Below are 15,493 nucleotides of genomic sequence, written 5' to 3' on the forward strand. Positions count from 1 at the left end.
CCGTCCGGGGGCTCCCCCGACGCGGAACCAGGGTCCGCTCAGGGGTTCCCCCGATGGTCGGCCGGCCGCGGCGGACGGCAGGATCGACGCATGACGATTCCGACCGCTCCCCCGCCGCCCGCCGATCCCGACACCCCGGTCGACGGCGCCGCGCCCTCCGGACGCACCGCTCCCCGCGGCGCCGAGCGCTTCCTGCTGTGGGTCGCCGGTCTCGGGGTCGCGCGCTCTGACGGGTGGCTCGGCGGCGTCGCGGCCGGCATCGCCGCACGGCTGCGCATCGACCCGCTGATCGTGCGCGGGGTGCTCGTGGTGGCCGCGCTGTTCGGACTGCCGGTGATCTTCCTCTACGCCGTCGCCTGGGCGCTGCTGCCCGACACCGACGGCCGTGTGCACCTGCGCGACCTGCTGGAGCGCCGGTACGAGCCGGTGCAGCTGGGCATCCTCGCGATGGCGATCGTCGGCCTCCTGCCCACCGCACCGCTCACCGGGCGGCTGTTCGGGCTGGGCTACGAGAGCTGGTCGGCGCTGTCCCTCTTCAGCTGGATCGTGGGCCTGGTGCTCGCGGCCGGCCTGCTCTTCCTGATCGTGCGCGCTGCGAGCCGCACCCCGGGCGCTTCCGCGCCGGACCTGCCGATGGCTTCCGCAGGTCAGGCGGCCCCGGGCGCGTCCGCCCCCCTCGCGGGTTCGGGTCCCGCCGAGGGGGCGGACGCCACCTCCGTCCCGCCGTCGACGCTCGACTCCGCGGCGGTGACCCCCGCGGACACCGTGCCGCTCGCCGACACCGGCCTCCTCCCGCCCGCCCCTCCCGCGCCCCTGCCGCCCGGAGCGAACGACCCCGCCGCGCTGGAGGCGTGGCGCGCGCAGCACGCGGCCTGGAAGGAGCAGGACCAGGCGTGGCGGCGCCAGCAGCAGGATGCGGAGCGTGCCGCCAGGGATCAGCTGCGACGGGAGCGCCAGGCCGAGGCCGCGGTGTTCGCCGCGGAGGCCGCCGAGCGACGACGCGTCCGCCGGGCGTCGAACCCGCGTGCCGGTTTCGCCGCGGTGATGGCCGCGCTCGGACTCGCGATCGTTGTCGGTGCGGGCGTGGGGCTCGCGGTGGGCGAGGGCCTAGGCGGAGCGCTCGGGCTGCTGTCGGCCGCGCTCGTGCTCGCGGTGTCGATGATCGTCGCCGGGGCACTCCGGCGCCGCAGCGGCTTCCTCGCGTTCGCGACCATCGCGACGCTCGTCGGCGGCCTCGTCGCGGGCGGCGTCGCGGCGGTGCCCGGCACCACGCTGGGGTACGCGTCGATCTCGAACAACCAGCCGGCGCAGGTGCGTCAGCCGTTCGGCGACCTGTACGTGCAGCTGCACGCGCACGACGACGGACCGCGGCCCATGCTGATCGACAAGGGCTCCGGTCGCACCGAGATCTTCGTGGACGAGGGAGTGCGCCTGGCGCTGCGCGGCACGGTCGGCGACGACGTCGAGGTGAGCTGGATCCGCGTCGACCCCGAGGCCGGCCGCATCACCGACAGCGGCACCTGGCCCCTCACGCGCGACGATGGCACCTGGACCGTGTCGGAGGACATCACGTCCGGCTCCGGTTCGCCGACCACCGTGCAACCCGTCACCATCCACCAGACCAGCGGCGTCATCGCCATCACGGTCCAGGAATCACCGGAGGACGACCGATGAGCACCGACACGATCACCGCCCCGCGCACCCGCTGGGCCGCCATCATCTGGGGCGTGGTGCTGGCCGCGATCGCCGGGGCCGCCCTCTGGGTGCTCGCCGACGACGACCGCCGAGCCGCCCTCGCCGACGGTGTGGCCACCCTCACGCCCGCCACCATCCTCACCGTGGTGCTGCTGAGCGCCGGTGCGCTGCTGCTGGTGGGTGGAGCCGCCGGGCTCGTGCGGCGGGGCCAACGCCGGCGGACGGAGGGCGTCGCGGCGTTCGCCCCCGATGCAGCCGAGGCGCCGGTCGCGCACACCGCCGAGTAGCCTGGACGGCATGGCGCACCAGGGACGACGACCCGCGAAGGGTTCCGGCAAGGGCACGCCCCCGCGCCGGAACCGGGCCGTCCCCAATGCGCGTCCGCGCCCCGGGGCGTCGAAGAAGGCCCCGGCGCCCGCGACCCGCAAGGTCGTGTTCGACGCCGCACCCGCCGCGGCCGAGGAGCCGCGCACGTTCCGGCTGGGCGCGGTGCCGGGGGCCACTCCCGGCACCTGGATCGACCGGTGGAAGCAGCGCCTTCCCGACGTGCCGCTCGAGCTCGTCCCGATCGAGGTCGCCGCGCAGCGCTCGGCTCTCGACGACCTCGACGCCGCCCTCGTCCGCCTGCCGCTCGACGACGCGTCGTTGCACGTGATCCCGCTGTACGACGAGGTGCCCGTGGTCGTGGCCGCCGCGGACTCCCACCTGATGGCCGCGGACGAGCTCACCCCGGACGACCTGGACGGCGAGGTGCTCATCGCGCTGAGCGACGACGTGTGGGGCGGCCTCGCGCTCCCCGGGACGACGGCCGCGCGGTTCGCACCCCTCGCCACGTCCGACGCGATCGCCACCGCCGCCTCGGGCGTGGGCGTGGTGATCGTGCCGATGTCGCTTGCACGCCTGCACCACCGCAAAGACGCCGACCACCGCGTGCTGGCGGGCGGCCCCGTGTCGACCGTCGCGCTGGCCTGGCGCCGCGACCGGACGACGCCCGACGTCGAGGCGTTCGTCGGGATCGTGCGCGGACGCACCGCGAACTCGTCCCGCTGAGCGCGTCGGCGCCGTCCCGGCCCCTCGTTAGAATCTCCTGATGGCCTCGCTCCTCTATGTCTGCGTGCGTCCCGAGGTCGGGGCGGCCGACGCCGAGCACGCCTCCTTCCGCCGGGCGCTCGGCGTGGACGTGGTCGACCGGCTCGACCTCCTGCATGAGCCGCTGAGCCCCGCGCATCTGGAGCGCTACCGGGGCATCGTGATCGGGGGATCGCCGTTCAACGTGAGCGACCGGGTGAAGAGCCCGACGCAGGAGCGCGTGGAGGCCGATCTGGAGACGATCGCGCACGCCGCGACCGCGGCCACCGTGGCGGCGTTCTTCACGTGCTTCAGCATCGGCGTGCTCACGCGGATGCGGGGCGGCGAGGTGGTCACGACCATGCCGGAGCCGGCGAGCGCGACCGTGATCCGCACGACGGCGGAGGGCGACGCCGACCCCGTGTTCGGGCCGAGCGGGCCCGCGCTCACGGTGTTCACCGCGCACAAGGAGAGCGCCGCGGCCGTGCCTCCGGGCGCGGTGCTGCTCGCCACGAACGACGCCTGCCCCGTGCAGGCCTACCGGGTGGGGTCGCACCTGTACGCGGCGCAGTTCCACCCGGAGCCCACGCCGCGCGACTTCGCCGACCGGATGACGTTCTACCGCACCACGGGCTACTTCGACCCCGAGCGGTTCGACGCCGTGCAGCGGAAGGTGCTCGAGGCGTCGGTCACCGAGGGGGCCGCGCTGCTGCGACGCTTCGCGGAGACCTTCGCCTGAGCCGTCACCGCGCCCTCACGCGGTGGCGCCCCCGCGCAGCAGCTCGATCCGCTCGCGGAGATACGACTCCAGGGGCATGAAGCCGCCCGCGGTGCTCCACCGCACCGACGGCACCCCGTCGACGAGGGCGAGCGGGCCCGATGAGCCGCCCGCGTCCACCCCGGCGACGTCGATCACGCTCCAGCCCACGTGCACCACCTCGCCCTCCCGGAAGCCACCGCGCAGAGCCTCCGCTCGGCGCTCGGCGCGCGCCCGCGCCGACTCGGCCGTGTAGCCGCGGCGTCCGGGGTCGGCCGCCCGCAGCACCTCGGCGGTGGCGAGGGCGTGCGTGTCGGTGAGCAGCAGCACGCCCAGATGCCAGGCGTCCCCCACGCGCACGATGCGGCGACCCCGCCAGCGCGACTCCCGTTCCTCGCCGAGCCCCTCGCGCGGCACCCCGGCGAGCGCGGCCACCGCGTCGGTCAGCAGGGCGGAGGCGGAGGTCACAGCTCCCCCTGCCTGGTGCGGTCGGCGAGGGCGGGCCCGACCACCGGAGCGCGGTCGCCGCGGAGGGTCATGCCGATCAGCGGGTACAGCAGCACGGACAGCATGCCGGCACCGACGAGCGCCGCGGCCGTGCCCGTATCGAGCATGTCCTGATCCACGCCGATGCCGGTGACGGCCACGATGATGGGCAGACCGGTCGCGGCGAGCAGGCCCAGGGCGGTGCGGTCGCGCAGGCCCGCTCCCGCCGGCGCGGACAGTTGTGCGGCCGACCCGCGGAACACCAGCAGCGCGACCAGGAACACCGGCACCAGCGCCAGTGCCGTCGGCGACGACCGCAGCGCGTCGAGGTCGAACGTGACGCCGGTGTAGAGGAAGAAGATCGGCACGAGGAAGCCGAACGCGATCGCCTCGATCTTGCTCTCGACCTCCTCGGCGTCCTTCTTCGGGGCCCGCGCCATGATGATCCGCCAGATCGCGCCGGCGACGAACGCCCCCAGCAGCATGTCGAGGTCGAGCATCACGCTGAGTCCGACCAGGGCGGCGATCAGCAGGATCACGAACCGCACCCCGAACTGGTCGGAGGTGTGCAGCGTCGCCCGCACGATGCCGTGCAGTCGCCCGTGCGGCATGCGGTGGGCGATCAGGACGGCGAGTCCGGCGAGCACCACGAAGGTCAGCAGGACCGCGGTCGCCAGGGGCGTGGTCCTGGTGCTGAGGAACAGGGAGATCGCGATCAGCGGCAGGAACTCCCCGACCGCCCCGATCGTGCTGATCGCCCGGCCGAACGGGCTGTCCAGCTCCCGCGCGTCACGGAGGATCGGCATGAGCGTGCCGAGGGCGGTGGAGCTGAGGGCGATCCCGATGACGACCATGCCCTCCCCCGGCGCGAAGAAGAACCCGAGCCCGATCCCGAGCAGCACGCTGAGCAGCCACCCGAGCGACGCCCGCGCGAGCGGCTTCCCGGCGACCGTGCGGAAGTCGATCTCGGAGCCGGCGACGAAGAACAGCACGGCCAGGCCGAAGTCGCTCAGCTTCTCCAGCAGCGGACCCGGCTCGACCCAGCCGAGCACGGCGGGGCCGACGAGGATCCCCAGCACGAGCTCGAACACGATGATCGGCACGCGCACGAGCGGCCGGACGCCCCGGGCGAGCAGAGGGGCGGCGACCGCCAGCAGGGGGATCAGCACCAGGCCGACGTCGCTCGCGTCCACGGTCTCAGGGTAGCGACGCCCCCGGCGATTCGCTCCCCGCCCGCGCGACACGGCAGAATCGAGGCACACCCTGGAGGAGCCCCCATGAGCCAGCCCGATACCGCCCGCCTGCTGATCGCCTGCGACGACCAGCCCGGCATCGTCGCCGCGGTCGCCGGTGTGCTCGCGCGGCACGGTGCGAACATCATCTCGCTCGACCAGCACTCCACCGACTCCGAGGGCGGACGCTTCTTCCAGCGCACCGTCATCCACCTCCCCGGTCTGGCCGCCGCGCGCCCCGCCCTCGAGGCCGACATCGCCGACGTCGCGGAGCGCTTCGGCATGGAGTGGTCGCTGCACGACGTGTCCCGGCGCAAGCGCGTCGCGATCTTCGTGTCGAAGTACGACCACTGCCTCATGGAGCTGCTGTGGCGCACGCAGCGCGGGCAGCTCGACATCGACATCACCATGGTCGTGTCGAACCATCCCGACCTCGCCGAGGCCGTGCGCTCGTTCGGCGTGCCGTTCGTGCACATCCCCTCGGGCGACAAGCAGGCCATGGAGGAGCGACAGCTCGAACTGCTGCAGGGCAACGTCGACCTGGTCGTGCTCGCCCGCTACATGCAGATCCTCACGGACGACTTCATCACGCGCCTCGATGCCCCCGTCATCAACATCCACCACTCGTTCCTGCCCGCGTTCATCGGCGCCAACCCGTATGCCAGGGCCAAGGAGCGCGGCGTGAAGCTGATCGGGGCGACCGCGCACTACGCCACGGCCGACCTCGACGAGGGGCCGATCATCGAGCAGGACGTCACGCGGGTGACGCACTCCGAGTCCGCCGCCGAACTGCAGAGCCGCGGCGCCGACGTCGAGCGCCTCGTGCTCGCCCGGGCCGTGCAGTGGCACGCCGAGGACCGCGTGATCGTGCACGGCCGCTCGACCGTCATCCTCTGACCAGGTTCACTCCCCCGGGAGCCCGGCGAGCACGTCGACGGCGAGACCGTGGGACGCCGCGGTGGGGAGTGACGGTCGTACCTTCATGCCGAGTCCTATAGGAGCGGCATACAACGACTGAAGTCGGCCGCCCAGTATCACGTTACAGGTGATATGTCTGTAGGCCGAAGACCCTACATACAGTTTTTGGCTCCCGTCTAAGAATGGGAACGGAGAGTCGACCTGGCCTCCGTATCAGAAATGGGGACGAAACGATGAGGACAAAAAGAACGACGAGACTGGCGATCTATGCTGCGCTTCTCTCCGGTGCGCTCGTGGCATCCGGAGTCACGGCGGCCAGCGCGGAGGAACGTGATCCTGTAGCGGATGCCATCGCACAAGCGCCGCTGAACGCACAGGTCATCAACGATCAGCACGAGTCGGCTTCGGTCGACTTGAGCACAGGGGAGGGCGCCCTGGTGGCGGAGAACGCACACCATCAGGAAGCGAGCATTTCGTACGACCTCGACTCGGGACCGTCGCTCACGCTCACAGCTCAGGACAGCAGAAGTTCAGACGGCGCGGATACCACCGCGCAGGTGCTCTCCGATGGGAGCGCGCGGCTTCTGACGGTATTCACTGACGCTGATTCGAATCTCGTGTCCAAGTACGCTACCGAGATTCCGGAAGGGTGGGCTGCTCAGAAGCGTTCAGATGGAGGCTACGACATCGTTCCCGGCCCTGTTCTCCGTGACGCTCTGGGAAAGCACGGACTCAGCGGCGAATTCGTTCTGGCAACAATCGACGCTCCCTGGGCCGTCGATGCCAACGGCGCGGAAGTTGCAACGTCCTTCGAGCTCGTCGGGAACCAACTCCTGCAGAGAATCAAACCGGACGCGAACACCGCTTTCCCCGTGACCGCTGATCCTCGCGTCGTTGGCCACGGTTACTACTTCTCGATCTATTACAACAAGTCCGAAACCCGAAGCATGCGAGACACAGGCGCCGTTGTCGGGTTCATTCTCGCCGCGGGTGCAGCGATCGCAGCGCTGCCTGGCGGGGTAGCTGTCAGCGCCGTGCTGTACACGGTTGGTGCGGGCGCAGTTGCGGCGATCGCGACCGTGGCAGGCAACGCGTCCGGCGAAGGTCGCTGCCTCAAGCTCGACGTCCCGTCGTTCATTCCCACGAGCGTGAAGTGTTAGGTTTGCCCGCATGCTCTGGGTGATGATGTCTGCGATGTTCTTCTTGGTGGTGTTCTTCGCCATCGCGAGCAGGTCACATAAGAAGCACCGCAAGAACCGACGTACGCCGCGCGAGTAGAGCCGGCAGTGGGCGTAGTTCCGCAGCGATCGCCCGCGCTTCCGCCCGACGGAAGTGCGGGCGTTTTGCTGCACAGACCGACACGGGTGCACTGAGATCGCCAACGAATCACTCCCAGGCATGCCGGTTCTCCCGAATCCGGCTATCAAGCTCAGAGGTCGCACGGGATAGTCGATCAGGCAGCCTCTCGTCCCGGATCCACTCGACGAGGACACGCCCATCGACAAGCCCGGCGGCGAGCTCGGCGAACACGTCGGCGGCGGTGGTGCCGCGGGCGAGCGGAGCCGCCTGACCCAGCCACAGCGACTGCAGCTCGCCGAGGTTCTGCTCCCCGGCCGCCGTGCGGAAGCGCCCCGTGAGCCAGTTCTGCATCGGGAAGGGGGCGATGGTGCCGCTCGCCTCGATCGCCCGCACGGCGCGGTTGCGGGCGCCGCGCGCGAGCCGTCCGCTCATCGCCCGGGTCAAAACGGTGTCGTCCGCGGCGGTCGCGCGGATCGCATCCCGGTGCGCCGCGGTCGCCGCGGACTCGTCCGTGGCGAGGAAGGCCGTCCCCACCTGCACGCCGGCGGCACCGAGGGCGAGGGCGGCCGCGACGCCGCGGCGGTCCGCGATGCCGCCCGCCGCGATCACCGGCACCCCGACCGCATCCACTACCTGCGGCACGAGCGCGAACGTCCCCACCAGGGACTCCTCGGCGGGACGCAGGAACGACACCCGGTGTCCGGCGGCCTCCGCTCCGGTCGCCACCACCGCATCCACACCGGCCTCGGCGAGCGCGACGGCCTCCGCCACCGTCGTGGCCGTGCCGACGATCCGGATGCCCCGGTCGTGAGCCTCCGCGACGACCTCGGGCGACGGCACGCCGAACACCACGCTGAGCACCGCCGGGGCGACCTCCCAGATCGCGTCGAGCTGCTCGTCGAGCGGCGGGACGTAGCGCTCCGGCCGCGTCGGCACGGCGACCCCCACGGCCTCGTAGAACGGCTGGAGCGCCTGGGCGAAGACCGTGTGCTGCGGGTTGGGCTCGACCTCGTCGCCGGTCGGCAACCAGATGTTCAGCGCGAACGCCCGGTCGGCCGCGGCGCGCAGCTCGGACCCGGTCGCCCGGATACGGTCGCCGTCGTAGCCATAGAGGCCGAACGACCCCAGGCCCCCGGCGTTGCTCACGGCCGCGGTGAGCGCGACGGACGACAGCCCGCCGAAGGGACCGAGGACGATCGGGTGCGTGATGCCGAACAGGGTGCGCAGGTCGCTCATGCTTCGACGTTACGCCCGCGGCGGACGGCCGCGGGCGGGACGACGCCCCCTGCTAGCCTCGGTGGCAGAGAGCGGGGTGTGCACATGCGGCAGTGGATCGGGCAGATGCTCGGCATCGTCGCGACCGCGCTCGGGCTCGTCGCTCTTCCCGATGCCACCGCGCTCGGGCTCGCCGTGGCCCTCCTCGCGGTCACCGCGCTGACCCTCGCCGTCGTGCTGAGCGTGCGCCAGCGACCGGAGGCCGACGCCCCGCATCCCCTCCGCGCCATCGACGTCGGCACTCTGCTGCCGCAGAGCGACCCGGATGCCGCGGGGCATCCGCGTCCGCGGGCGCCGGGAGTCGCGATCGCCGCGTAGCCCGTTCCGACGGGAGCGCGCGGCCTTCGCCGACCCTTCCCGACCTCACGAACGGACACCCGTGGACATCTTCGCCTTCCCTCCCCTCGCCGCGCTCCTGAACGCGGCCTACACGGCCCTGACCGGCCTCTCCACCGCCCTCGAGCCCCTCGCCGGCCCGTCCGCCGCGGCCCTCGCCGTGGTGCTCGTCACGCTCCTGGTGCGTGCCGTCCTCATCCCCGTCGGCATCTCGCAGGCGAGGGCCGAGCAGACCAGGGCGCGCCTCGCTCCCCGGCTGCGCGAACTGCAGCGTCGGCACAAGAAGAACCCCGAGCGGCTGCAGAAGGAGATGATGGAGCTCTACCGCTCCGAGAACACCTCGCCGTTCGCCGGGATGCTCCCCGTGCTGGCCCAGGCCCCGGTCGTCGGGCTGCTTTACACGCTGTTCCTGCGGCCGGAGATCGCCGGACACCCGAACGACCTGCTGGCGCACGACCTGTTCGGCGCCCCGCTGGGCACGAGCCTGGTCTCCGCACTGTTCGGCGGCACCGCGACCCCGGCGACGTTCGCGGTGTTCGGGGTGCTGCTGGCGGTGATGATCGCGGTCGCCGAGGTCACCCGGCGCGTGTTCCGCCCCGCGCCCGTCGAGGGCGACGACTCGCCGCTCAGCTCGCCCGGGGTGCTGCGGGCGATGTCGGCGCTGCACTACCTCACGGCCGTGTTCGCGGCGTTCGTCCCGCTCGCGGCCGCGCTCTACCTCACGGTCACGGTCGTGTGGACGCTCGTGCAGCGCGTGGTGCTCCGCCAGCGGTTCCCCCTGCCGGAGCCCGCCGCCGCCCGCGCGTGACCTCGGGGTCAGTCGGGCAGCGGGATCGGGGCGGTGAAGGGGCCGGACGGCTCCTCACCCCTCCGGTCCCGGCGCACGCCGAGGGTCGTCCCCACGCTCGCGGCGATCACGAGCGCGACGGCCAGCAGCCGCAGCACCGTCGCGTCCTGCCCCAGGAGGAGCCATCCGGCGAGGGTCGCGAACGCGGGCTCCAGGCTCAGGAGCACCCCGAACACCCGCTGCGGCAGGCGACGCAGCGCCGCCAGCTCGAAGCTGTACGGGATGACCGACGACAGCACGGCCGTCACCGCGGCCAGCAGCAGCAGCGACGGGTCGGCGGCGACCGTCGCGGCCGCGGGCACCCCCACGGGGATCAGCAGCACCGCCGCCACGACGAGCCCCATCGCGAGCCCGCTGCTGCCGGGGATGAGGGCTCCGACGCGGGCGCTCATCCGGATGTACATCACCCAGAAGCCGGCCGCGATCAGGATGAAAACCACGCCGAGCGGGTCGAGGGGCTCCGCGCCGATCAGGCCGTCGATGCCGAGCAGCGCCATGCCGAGCAGGGCCACCGCGACCCAGACGGCATCGGCGAGCCGCCGGGTGAGCACGGCCGCGAGCACGAGCGGGCCGAGGAACTCGATCGCCACGGCCGGCCCGAGCGGGATGCGGTCGATGGCGGCATAGAAGAAGCCGTTCATCGCGGCGAGCGACACCCCGAAGAGCACGGCCGCGAGCCACTGCTGCCGCGTCCACCCACGCACCCTCGGGCGCACGAGCACGACCAGCAGCACCGCGGCGATCGCGACCCGCAGCGAGGTCACGCCCCAGGGGCCGAGGACGGGGAAGAGCTGCGCGGCGACGGCGGCCCCGAACGGCAGCGAGAGGCACGAGCCGATGACGAGCGCGACCCCCACGAGGGTGCCGGATGCCGCGGGTTTCTGCACCATACGAGCTTAGGCGGCGGGAGCCCGTCGCCCCGCCGCCCACGCAGCTCGATGGGGCCTCAGAGGGCCTTGCCCCCGGTCACCGCGACGACCGTGCCCGAGACGTACGACGACTCCTCCGACGCGAGGAACACGTAGGCGCCGGCGAGTTCGGCCGGCTGTCCGGCGCGTCCGAGCGGGGTGTCCTGCCCGAAGGTCTCCAGGCGCTCGGGACCCCACCCGGTAGCGGGGATCAGCGGCGTCCAGATCGGCCCGGGCGCCACAGCGTTCACGCGGATACCGCGCGGGCCCGCCTCCTCGGCGAGCGCCTTCACGAACGCGACCTGCGCGGCCTTCGTCATGGCGTAGTCGATCAGTCCCGGCGAGGGCTGCGCCGACTGCACCGATGAGGTGACGATGATGCTGGCGCCGGGCTCCAGGTCGGGGAAGGCGGCGCGCGCGGAGAAGATCAGCCCGGCCAGGTTCGTGTCGAACACGCGACGCATCTTCTCGGTGTCGAGGTTCTCGAAGCCGTCGATGTCGTGCTGGTAGGCGGCGTTCAGCACCAGCACGTCGAGTCCCCCGAGCTCGGTCCGCGCCCGGTGCACCGCCTCCGTCGCGAACGCCTCGTCCCGCACGTCGCCGGGGATGCTGACGCCGGTGCGTCCGGCCTCGCGCACGAGGGCCAGCGTGTCCTCCGCGTCGTCCTGCTCCTCGGGCATGTGCACGATCGCGACGTCGGCACCCTCCCTGGCGAAGGCGATCGCGACCGCGCGACCGATGCCCGAGTCACCGCCGGTGATGAGCGCGCGTCGCCCCTCGAGCCGTCCGTGGCCCACGTACGAGGACTCGCCGTGGTCGGGTTCGGGCGTGGTGCGCTCGGTGAGTCCGGGCTGATCCTGGCTCTGCGCCGGGAAGCCCTCCTCGCGGTGCGCGTGCCGGGGGTCAGTGAGGCCGCTGTCGCGGGTGGTGTCGGTCATGTCCGCTCCTCCTGTGTCGAGTGGCTGTCGTGTCGTGCTCGGATCGAGCATCACGGCAACCGCCGACCGGGGGCAGGGGGTTGACACCTCAGAGCGGCGGTGTGACCGGGGTGTCTCCGCCCGGCTGCTCGCCCGCCTCCGCGGGCTCCGGCACCAGGTACAGGCCGCTGGGGGCGTTGGCGGTGAAGGCGAGCGCCTCGATCCAGGCGCGGTTGATCGAGGGCTGCCGGCTGCCGAAGTACTTGAAGACGAGCGAGCTGCCCGGCTGGATCCACACCGTGGTGCGTCCGCCGCCCACGCTCGCGTCCTCGCGCCAGCTGAACGGGAACGGCTCCCCCCGGCGCAGCTTCGCCGTGATCACGAGCTGCAGGTGCGTGAGGGCGCGATCCTCGATCTCGCTCTTCACGCTGCCTTCGTAGATGAACTTGCCCATCGGGTGATGCTCCTCGGTCGATCCGGTTCCCACCCGGCCACCGCCGGGATCATGCCCTGGGGGTAGCGTAAGCCCTCGCCCCGGGCGGGCCGCAACTCCGCGGGTCGAGCGGTCTGCTGGAGCGCGCGGGGGCCGGAAGTCAAGCCCCGCGCGCGGGATTCCGGAGCGGACTAGCCTCGGGGCCATGACACCCGAGGAGGGCACCGCCATGAACGCACGCCACATCGACGACCGTCCCGACGAGGGCTACACGCCCGGCACCACCCACGCCGAGCGGGGCGCCGGCAACCCGCGCCTGCGCGTGCGCCGCGACGACGAGCGCACCGAGTTCGCCCTCGACGTCGACGAGGTGCGCATCGGATCGGCGGCGGGCAACGAGCTGCGCCTCGCCGACACCGAGCCCGTGCACGCGACGGTGGTGCACGACGACCGCGACGAGTACGTGGTGACGCTGCACGCCGACGGCGAGATGAACTCGAACCCCGACGCCGACGCCACGCACCCCGGCGAGCGCACCGAGACGCTGCGCACCGGCTCGCGGTTCACGGTCGGCCCGTGGGAGCTGGTCTTCGCCCGCGACGAGTTCGCCGACCACGGGCGCCCCTACGGCGGACGCCTCGGCGGGGAGTACTCCGACCAGCCGCTGCAGCCGCCGCGCCCCGACTACGACGGCGACGGCGAGCGCGCGCCTCAGTCGGACTCCGACGCCGAGGTGTGATGCGGCGTCCCCACGGGCTTCGATTCGGCTGACCCGCGCTGACGCAGGTAGATCGCGAACGCGACCATGGTGCCGACGGCCAGGAACTCGGACTGCCAGTTCTGCAGCGTCCGATCCCAGAAGTCGGGCGAGACCACGTAGTCCAGCCAGGTGATCGCCGCCGCGCCGTGCTGCGCGTTCTCCGCGTTCATCACGACGGTCCCGGCGAGCGACTGCGCCAACCACGACAGCAGGAACACCGCCCCCATCACGATCAGCAGCGAGTTGCCGAACACGGCGGCGCGCCACCCGCCCGCCCTGGCCCATCGCGGGGAGTCAGGGCGGGCGTGGCGTCCCACCAGCTGATCCGCGTCGCTCCCCGGACCCTCGTCTCCCGGTTTCTTCGACTCGGGTGAACCGCGCTGCACGAACCAGATCGTCGCGGCGATGAACAGGAAGAACTGCAGGAACTCGGACTGCCAGTTCTCGGCCACGTCGACCGCGAAGTCCGACGACCACACGAAGTCGAGGAAGCCGATCGTGGCCTGCCCGTGCTCCACGAGCTCGTCGTTGTTGCGCAGGTATCCGGCGATCGACTGGCCGATCAGCGCCGCCGCGAACAGCGCGAGGAAGAACAGGCTGAGGGCGTGATCCCTGATCCGGCTCCGCACGGTCATCGACCTCCCAGCGGCAGCGCGATCATGATCGCCAGCCCGACCGCGATGATGCCCGCCCACGTCCAGAAGACCGCGCGCATCCCCGCGGTGTCCCGCGTCTGCTCTCCCATGTCCGCCTCCTCGCGATGTCCGATGGACCGACCCTGGCCGGGCCGGACGACCACCGGCAGGGGCTTGACGCCGTCGCTCTCCTTGTCAATCCCCTGCGTCCGTGTCGCCCCGTCCCCTACCGTCGGATCAGGCGCCGCGGCGGGACGCGTGGCGCGACGACCGAGACGAGAGGATCGCCCATGACGCGCACGTCCGAGAGCAGCGAGCGATGACCGCGCCGAACGAGACGCCCGAGCTGGAGCGGCTGAGCGAGCTCGCCCGCACCCGCGGTCTGCGGGTGAGCGTGGCGGAGTCGCTCACGTCCGGGCGGCTCGCGAACACCATCGGCGCCGGGGAGAGCGCGTCCGACTGGTTCGCGGGCGGCATCGTGGCCTACTTCACCGAGGTCAAGGAGCGGGTGCTCGGTCTCACGCCGGGAACCGACCCCACCTCCGCGGCGTGCGCCGAGCAGCTCGCCACCGGGGCCCTGCGGCTGTTCGAGGCGGACATCTGCGTCTCGACCACGGGTGTCGGTGGCCCGGGCCCCGAGGGCGGCCACCCCGCCGGCACCGTGTACCTCGGCTGGGCGACCGCGGAGGACTCGGGCCACCGGCGGCTCGCGCTCACGGGCGACCCCGACGAGGTGCTGTCGGCGAGCGTCGACGCCGCGGTGCGGCTGCTCGCGTTCCACGCCGAGGGCCTGCACCCCGCGGGGCCCCGCCGCGGGTCGGGCGGCGAGGACTAGCGGCCCGGCACGAGGCCGATGCGCAGCGGGGCTCCGGGGGCCGCCGCTTCGGTGAGGGCCGCGTCGATGTCGAGCAGCGAGCGCACGGCGCCGACCGCGTCCGCGAAGGGGTAGGCGCGGCCGCGACCGGCGAGGAACGCGACCGCGTCGGCGAGGTCCTGCGACGTGTAGTTGTGCACCCCGGTCACGGTGACCAGGCGCCGCACCACGGCCTCGGCATCCACGGGGACCGGCTCGGCGGGGAACACGCTGCCGACCAGCACGACCGTGCCACCCACCGCGACCCCGGCCAGTGCCTCCGCGACCGCGTGCCCCGACGCCTCGATCACGACGTCGGGCTCCCGGTCGAGCGCGGTGGCCCCGAAGCGCGCGGCGAGGGCCCGTCGCGCGGGGTCGGGGTCGCGCACCTCCACCACCGCCCCGTGTTCGACGGCGATCGCCGCGGCGGAGAGCCCCACCAGCCCGGCGCCGTGCACGCGCACCGTCGCGCCGTCGAGGGGCATGTCGCGCGCGGCCCTGGTCACCGCGGCCCACGCGGTCGCCGTCGCACAGCCCGCCGGCGCGAGCACCGCGGCGGGCAGTGACTCCGGCACCCGCGCGACCGCCGTCCCCGCGCGCAGCTGCACGTGGCTGGCGAACGCGCCGGTGAGGTCGCCGTGCACGCCCACCCTGTCGTGGCCGTACTTGCCCAGGTCGCGGCACTTCTGGGTGAGCCCGCGGCGGCAGCGGTCGCACGTGCCGCACGACACCGTGACCGACCACACCACGCGGTCGCCGAGGCGCAGCGGGGCCCCGTCGGTCGCGTCCGCTCCGGCGTCACCGAGCGCGATGACCCGCCCCACGCTCTCGTGCCCGAGCACGAGCGGCGTGGAGGCCGCGCGCCGCCCTTGCACGGTGTGCACGTCGGAGCCGCAGATGGTCGACATCTCGACAGCGACCAGCACGTCGTGGTCGCCGAGGGCGACGCCGGGCACCGCGATGGTCTCGTGCGGGTGCCCGTCGCCGATCCACACCATGGCGGTGGCGGCGGGGCGCAGGGCGACGTCCCTCCGGTGACCGGGCGGGCGGATCAGCACGGTTCCCATGGCCGGA

18 protein-coding genes are annotated in these 15,493 nt (G+C 72.7%); 10 read left to right on the plus strand and 8 right to left on the minus strand.

Translation table 11 applies throughout. The annotated features are described in order from the left end of the window. The first annotated feature begins 90 nt into the window (after positions 1-90). From KZC56_RS01585 to KZC56_RS01600, 4 genes are read left to right on the plus strand one after another with little or no spacing between them, the layout of a single operon-like run. The gene (locus KZC56_RS01585) at positions 91-1,674 is read left to right on the plus strand and encodes a PspC domain-containing protein (protein ID WP_247637696.1); all 1,584 of its coding nucleotides are present in this window, start codon (positions 91-93) and stop codon (positions 1,672-1,674) included. Then, positions 1,671-1,982 carry a hypothetical protein gene (locus KZC56_RS01590; RefSeq protein WP_247637697.1) on the plus strand — a complete coding sequence of 104 codons (312 nt, stop codon included), beginning with the start codon at positions 1,671-1,673 and terminating at the stop codon, positions 1,980-1,982. The genes KZC56_RS01585 and KZC56_RS01590 overlap by 4 nt, the downstream gene beginning before the upstream one ends. Positions 1,983-1,992: 10 nt before the next feature. After that, the gene (locus KZC56_RS01595; protein WP_247637698.1) at positions 1,993-2,745 is read left to right on the plus strand and encodes a LysR family substrate-binding domain-containing protein; all 753 of its coding nucleotides are present in this window, start codon (positions 1,993-1,995) and stop codon (positions 2,743-2,745) included. A 40-nt stretch (positions 2,746-2,785) separates the two neighbouring features. Next, positions 2,786-3,502, plus strand: a complete 717-nt coding sequence (locus KZC56_RS01600; protein WP_247637699.1) for a glutamine amidotransferase-related protein — start codon at positions 2,786-2,788, stop codon at positions 3,500-3,502. A gap of 15 nt (positions 3,503-3,517) precedes the next feature. On the opposite strand, the gene KZC56_RS01605 is transcribed toward KZC56_RS01600, so the two are convergent. Together KZC56_RS01605 and KZC56_RS01610 are read right to left on the minus strand one after the other, a co-directional pair. Further along, entirely contained in the window at positions 3,518-3,988 is a 471-nt protein-coding gene (locus tag KZC56_RS01605; RefSeq protein WP_136033161.1) for a glutaminase, read from the minus strand. Further along, on the minus strand, positions 3,985-5,199 hold the full coding sequence (locus KZC56_RS01610; protein WP_240744622.1) for a cation:proton antiporter: 1,215 nt from the start codon (positions 5,197-5,199) through the stop codon (positions 3,985-3,987). Before KZC56_RS01610 ends, KZC56_RS01605 begins: the two co-directional genes overlap by 4 nt. A gap of 84 nt (positions 5,200-5,283) precedes the next feature. Between KZC56_RS01610 and purU the strand changes: the two genes are divergently transcribed. Further along, positions 5,284-6,135, plus strand: a complete 852-nt coding sequence (purU, locus tag KZC56_RS01615; protein WP_136033165.1) for a formyltetrahydrofolate deformylase — start codon at positions 5,284-5,286, stop codon at positions 6,133-6,135. 314 nt (positions 6,136-6,449) lie between these two features. Further along, complete coding sequence (locus KZC56_RS01620; protein WP_136033167.1) at positions 6,450-7,316, plus strand: hypothetical protein; 867 nt, start codon at positions 6,450-6,452, stop codon at positions 7,314-7,316. Positions 7,317-7,542: 226 nt separating this feature from the next. On the opposite strand, the gene KZC56_RS01625 is transcribed toward KZC56_RS01620, so the two are convergent. Then, positions 7,543-8,691 carry an NAD(P)H-dependent flavin oxidoreductase gene (locus tag KZC56_RS01625; RefSeq protein WP_247637700.1) on the minus strand — a complete coding sequence of 383 codons (1,149 nt, stop codon included), beginning with the start codon at positions 8,689-8,691 and terminating at the stop codon, positions 7,543-7,545. An 84-nt stretch (positions 8,692-8,775) separates the two neighbouring features. Here KZC56_RS01625 and KZC56_RS01630 point away from each other — a divergent pair, with 84 nt between their 5' ends. After that, positions 8,776-9,048, plus strand: a complete 273-nt coding sequence (locus KZC56_RS01630) for a DUF6412 domain-containing protein (RefSeq protein ID WP_136033171.1) — start codon at positions 8,776-8,778, stop codon at positions 9,046-9,048. A 61-nt stretch (positions 9,049-9,109) separates the two neighbouring features. Beyond that, positions 9,110-9,874, plus strand: coding sequence for a YidC/Oxa1 family membrane protein insertase (locus tag KZC56_RS01635; RefSeq protein ID WP_247637701.1), 765 nt, complete (start codon positions 9,110-9,112; stop codon positions 9,872-9,874). Positions 9,875-9,882: 8 nt separating this feature from the next. Here KZC56_RS01635 and KZC56_RS17760 read toward each other — a convergent pair whose 3' ends face one another. From KZC56_RS17760 to KZC56_RS01650, 3 genes are all read right to left on the minus strand, one after another. Then, a complete protein-coding gene (locus KZC56_RS17760) occupies positions 9,883-10,800 on the minus strand; it encodes an EamA family transporter (protein WP_136033181.1) in 918 nt (305 codons plus the stop codon). 59 nt (positions 10,801-10,859) lie between these two features. Then, on the minus strand, positions 10,860-11,759 hold the full coding sequence (locus tag KZC56_RS01645; RefSeq protein WP_136033175.1) for an SDR family oxidoreductase: 900 nt from the start codon (positions 11,757-11,759) through the stop codon (positions 10,860-10,862). 88 nt (positions 11,760-11,847) lie between these two features. After that, positions 11,848-12,192: a DUF7882 family protein gene (locus KZC56_RS01650; protein ID WP_136033177.1), complete on the minus strand. Its 345-nt coding sequence runs from the start codon at positions 12,190-12,192 to the stop codon at positions 11,848-11,850. 184 nt (positions 12,193-12,376) lie between these two features. On the opposite strand from KZC56_RS01650, the gene KZC56_RS01655 reads away from it, so the two are divergent. Further along, complete coding sequence (locus KZC56_RS01655) at positions 12,377-12,910, plus strand: FHA domain-containing protein (RefSeq protein WP_240744624.1); 534 nt, start codon at positions 12,377-12,379, stop codon at positions 12,908-12,910. Here KZC56_RS01655 and KZC56_RS01660 read toward each other — a convergent pair. Continuing rightward, positions 12,883-13,566 carry a DUF6766 family protein gene (locus KZC56_RS01660; RefSeq protein ID WP_168443062.1) on the minus strand — a complete coding sequence of 228 codons (684 nt, stop codon included), beginning with the start codon at positions 13,564-13,566 and terminating at the stop codon, positions 12,883-12,885. The genes KZC56_RS01655 and KZC56_RS01660 overlap by 28 nt on opposite strands. 319 nt (positions 13,567-13,885) lie before the next feature. On the opposite strand from KZC56_RS01660, the gene KZC56_RS01665 reads away from it, so the two are divergent. Then, complete coding sequence (locus KZC56_RS01665; protein WP_136033179.1) at positions 13,886-14,401, plus strand: CinA family protein; 516 nt, start codon at positions 13,886-13,888, stop codon at positions 14,399-14,401. On the opposite strand, the gene KZC56_RS01670 is transcribed toward KZC56_RS01665, so the two are convergent. Continuing rightward, positions 14,398-15,486 (minus strand): alcohol dehydrogenase catalytic domain-containing protein, encoded by a 1,089-nt coding sequence (locus tag KZC56_RS01670; protein ID WP_247637702.1) that lies wholly within the window; start codon positions 15,484-15,486, stop codon positions 14,398-14,400. The genes KZC56_RS01665 and KZC56_RS01670 overlap by 4 nt on opposite strands. Positions 15,487-15,493: the final 7 nt, after the last annotated feature.

The sequence above is a fragment of the Microbacterium sufflavum genome (assembly GCF_023091155.1).
GTDB lineage: Bacteria > Actinomycetota > Actinomycetes > Actinomycetales > Microbacteriaceae > Microbacterium > Microbacterium sufflavum.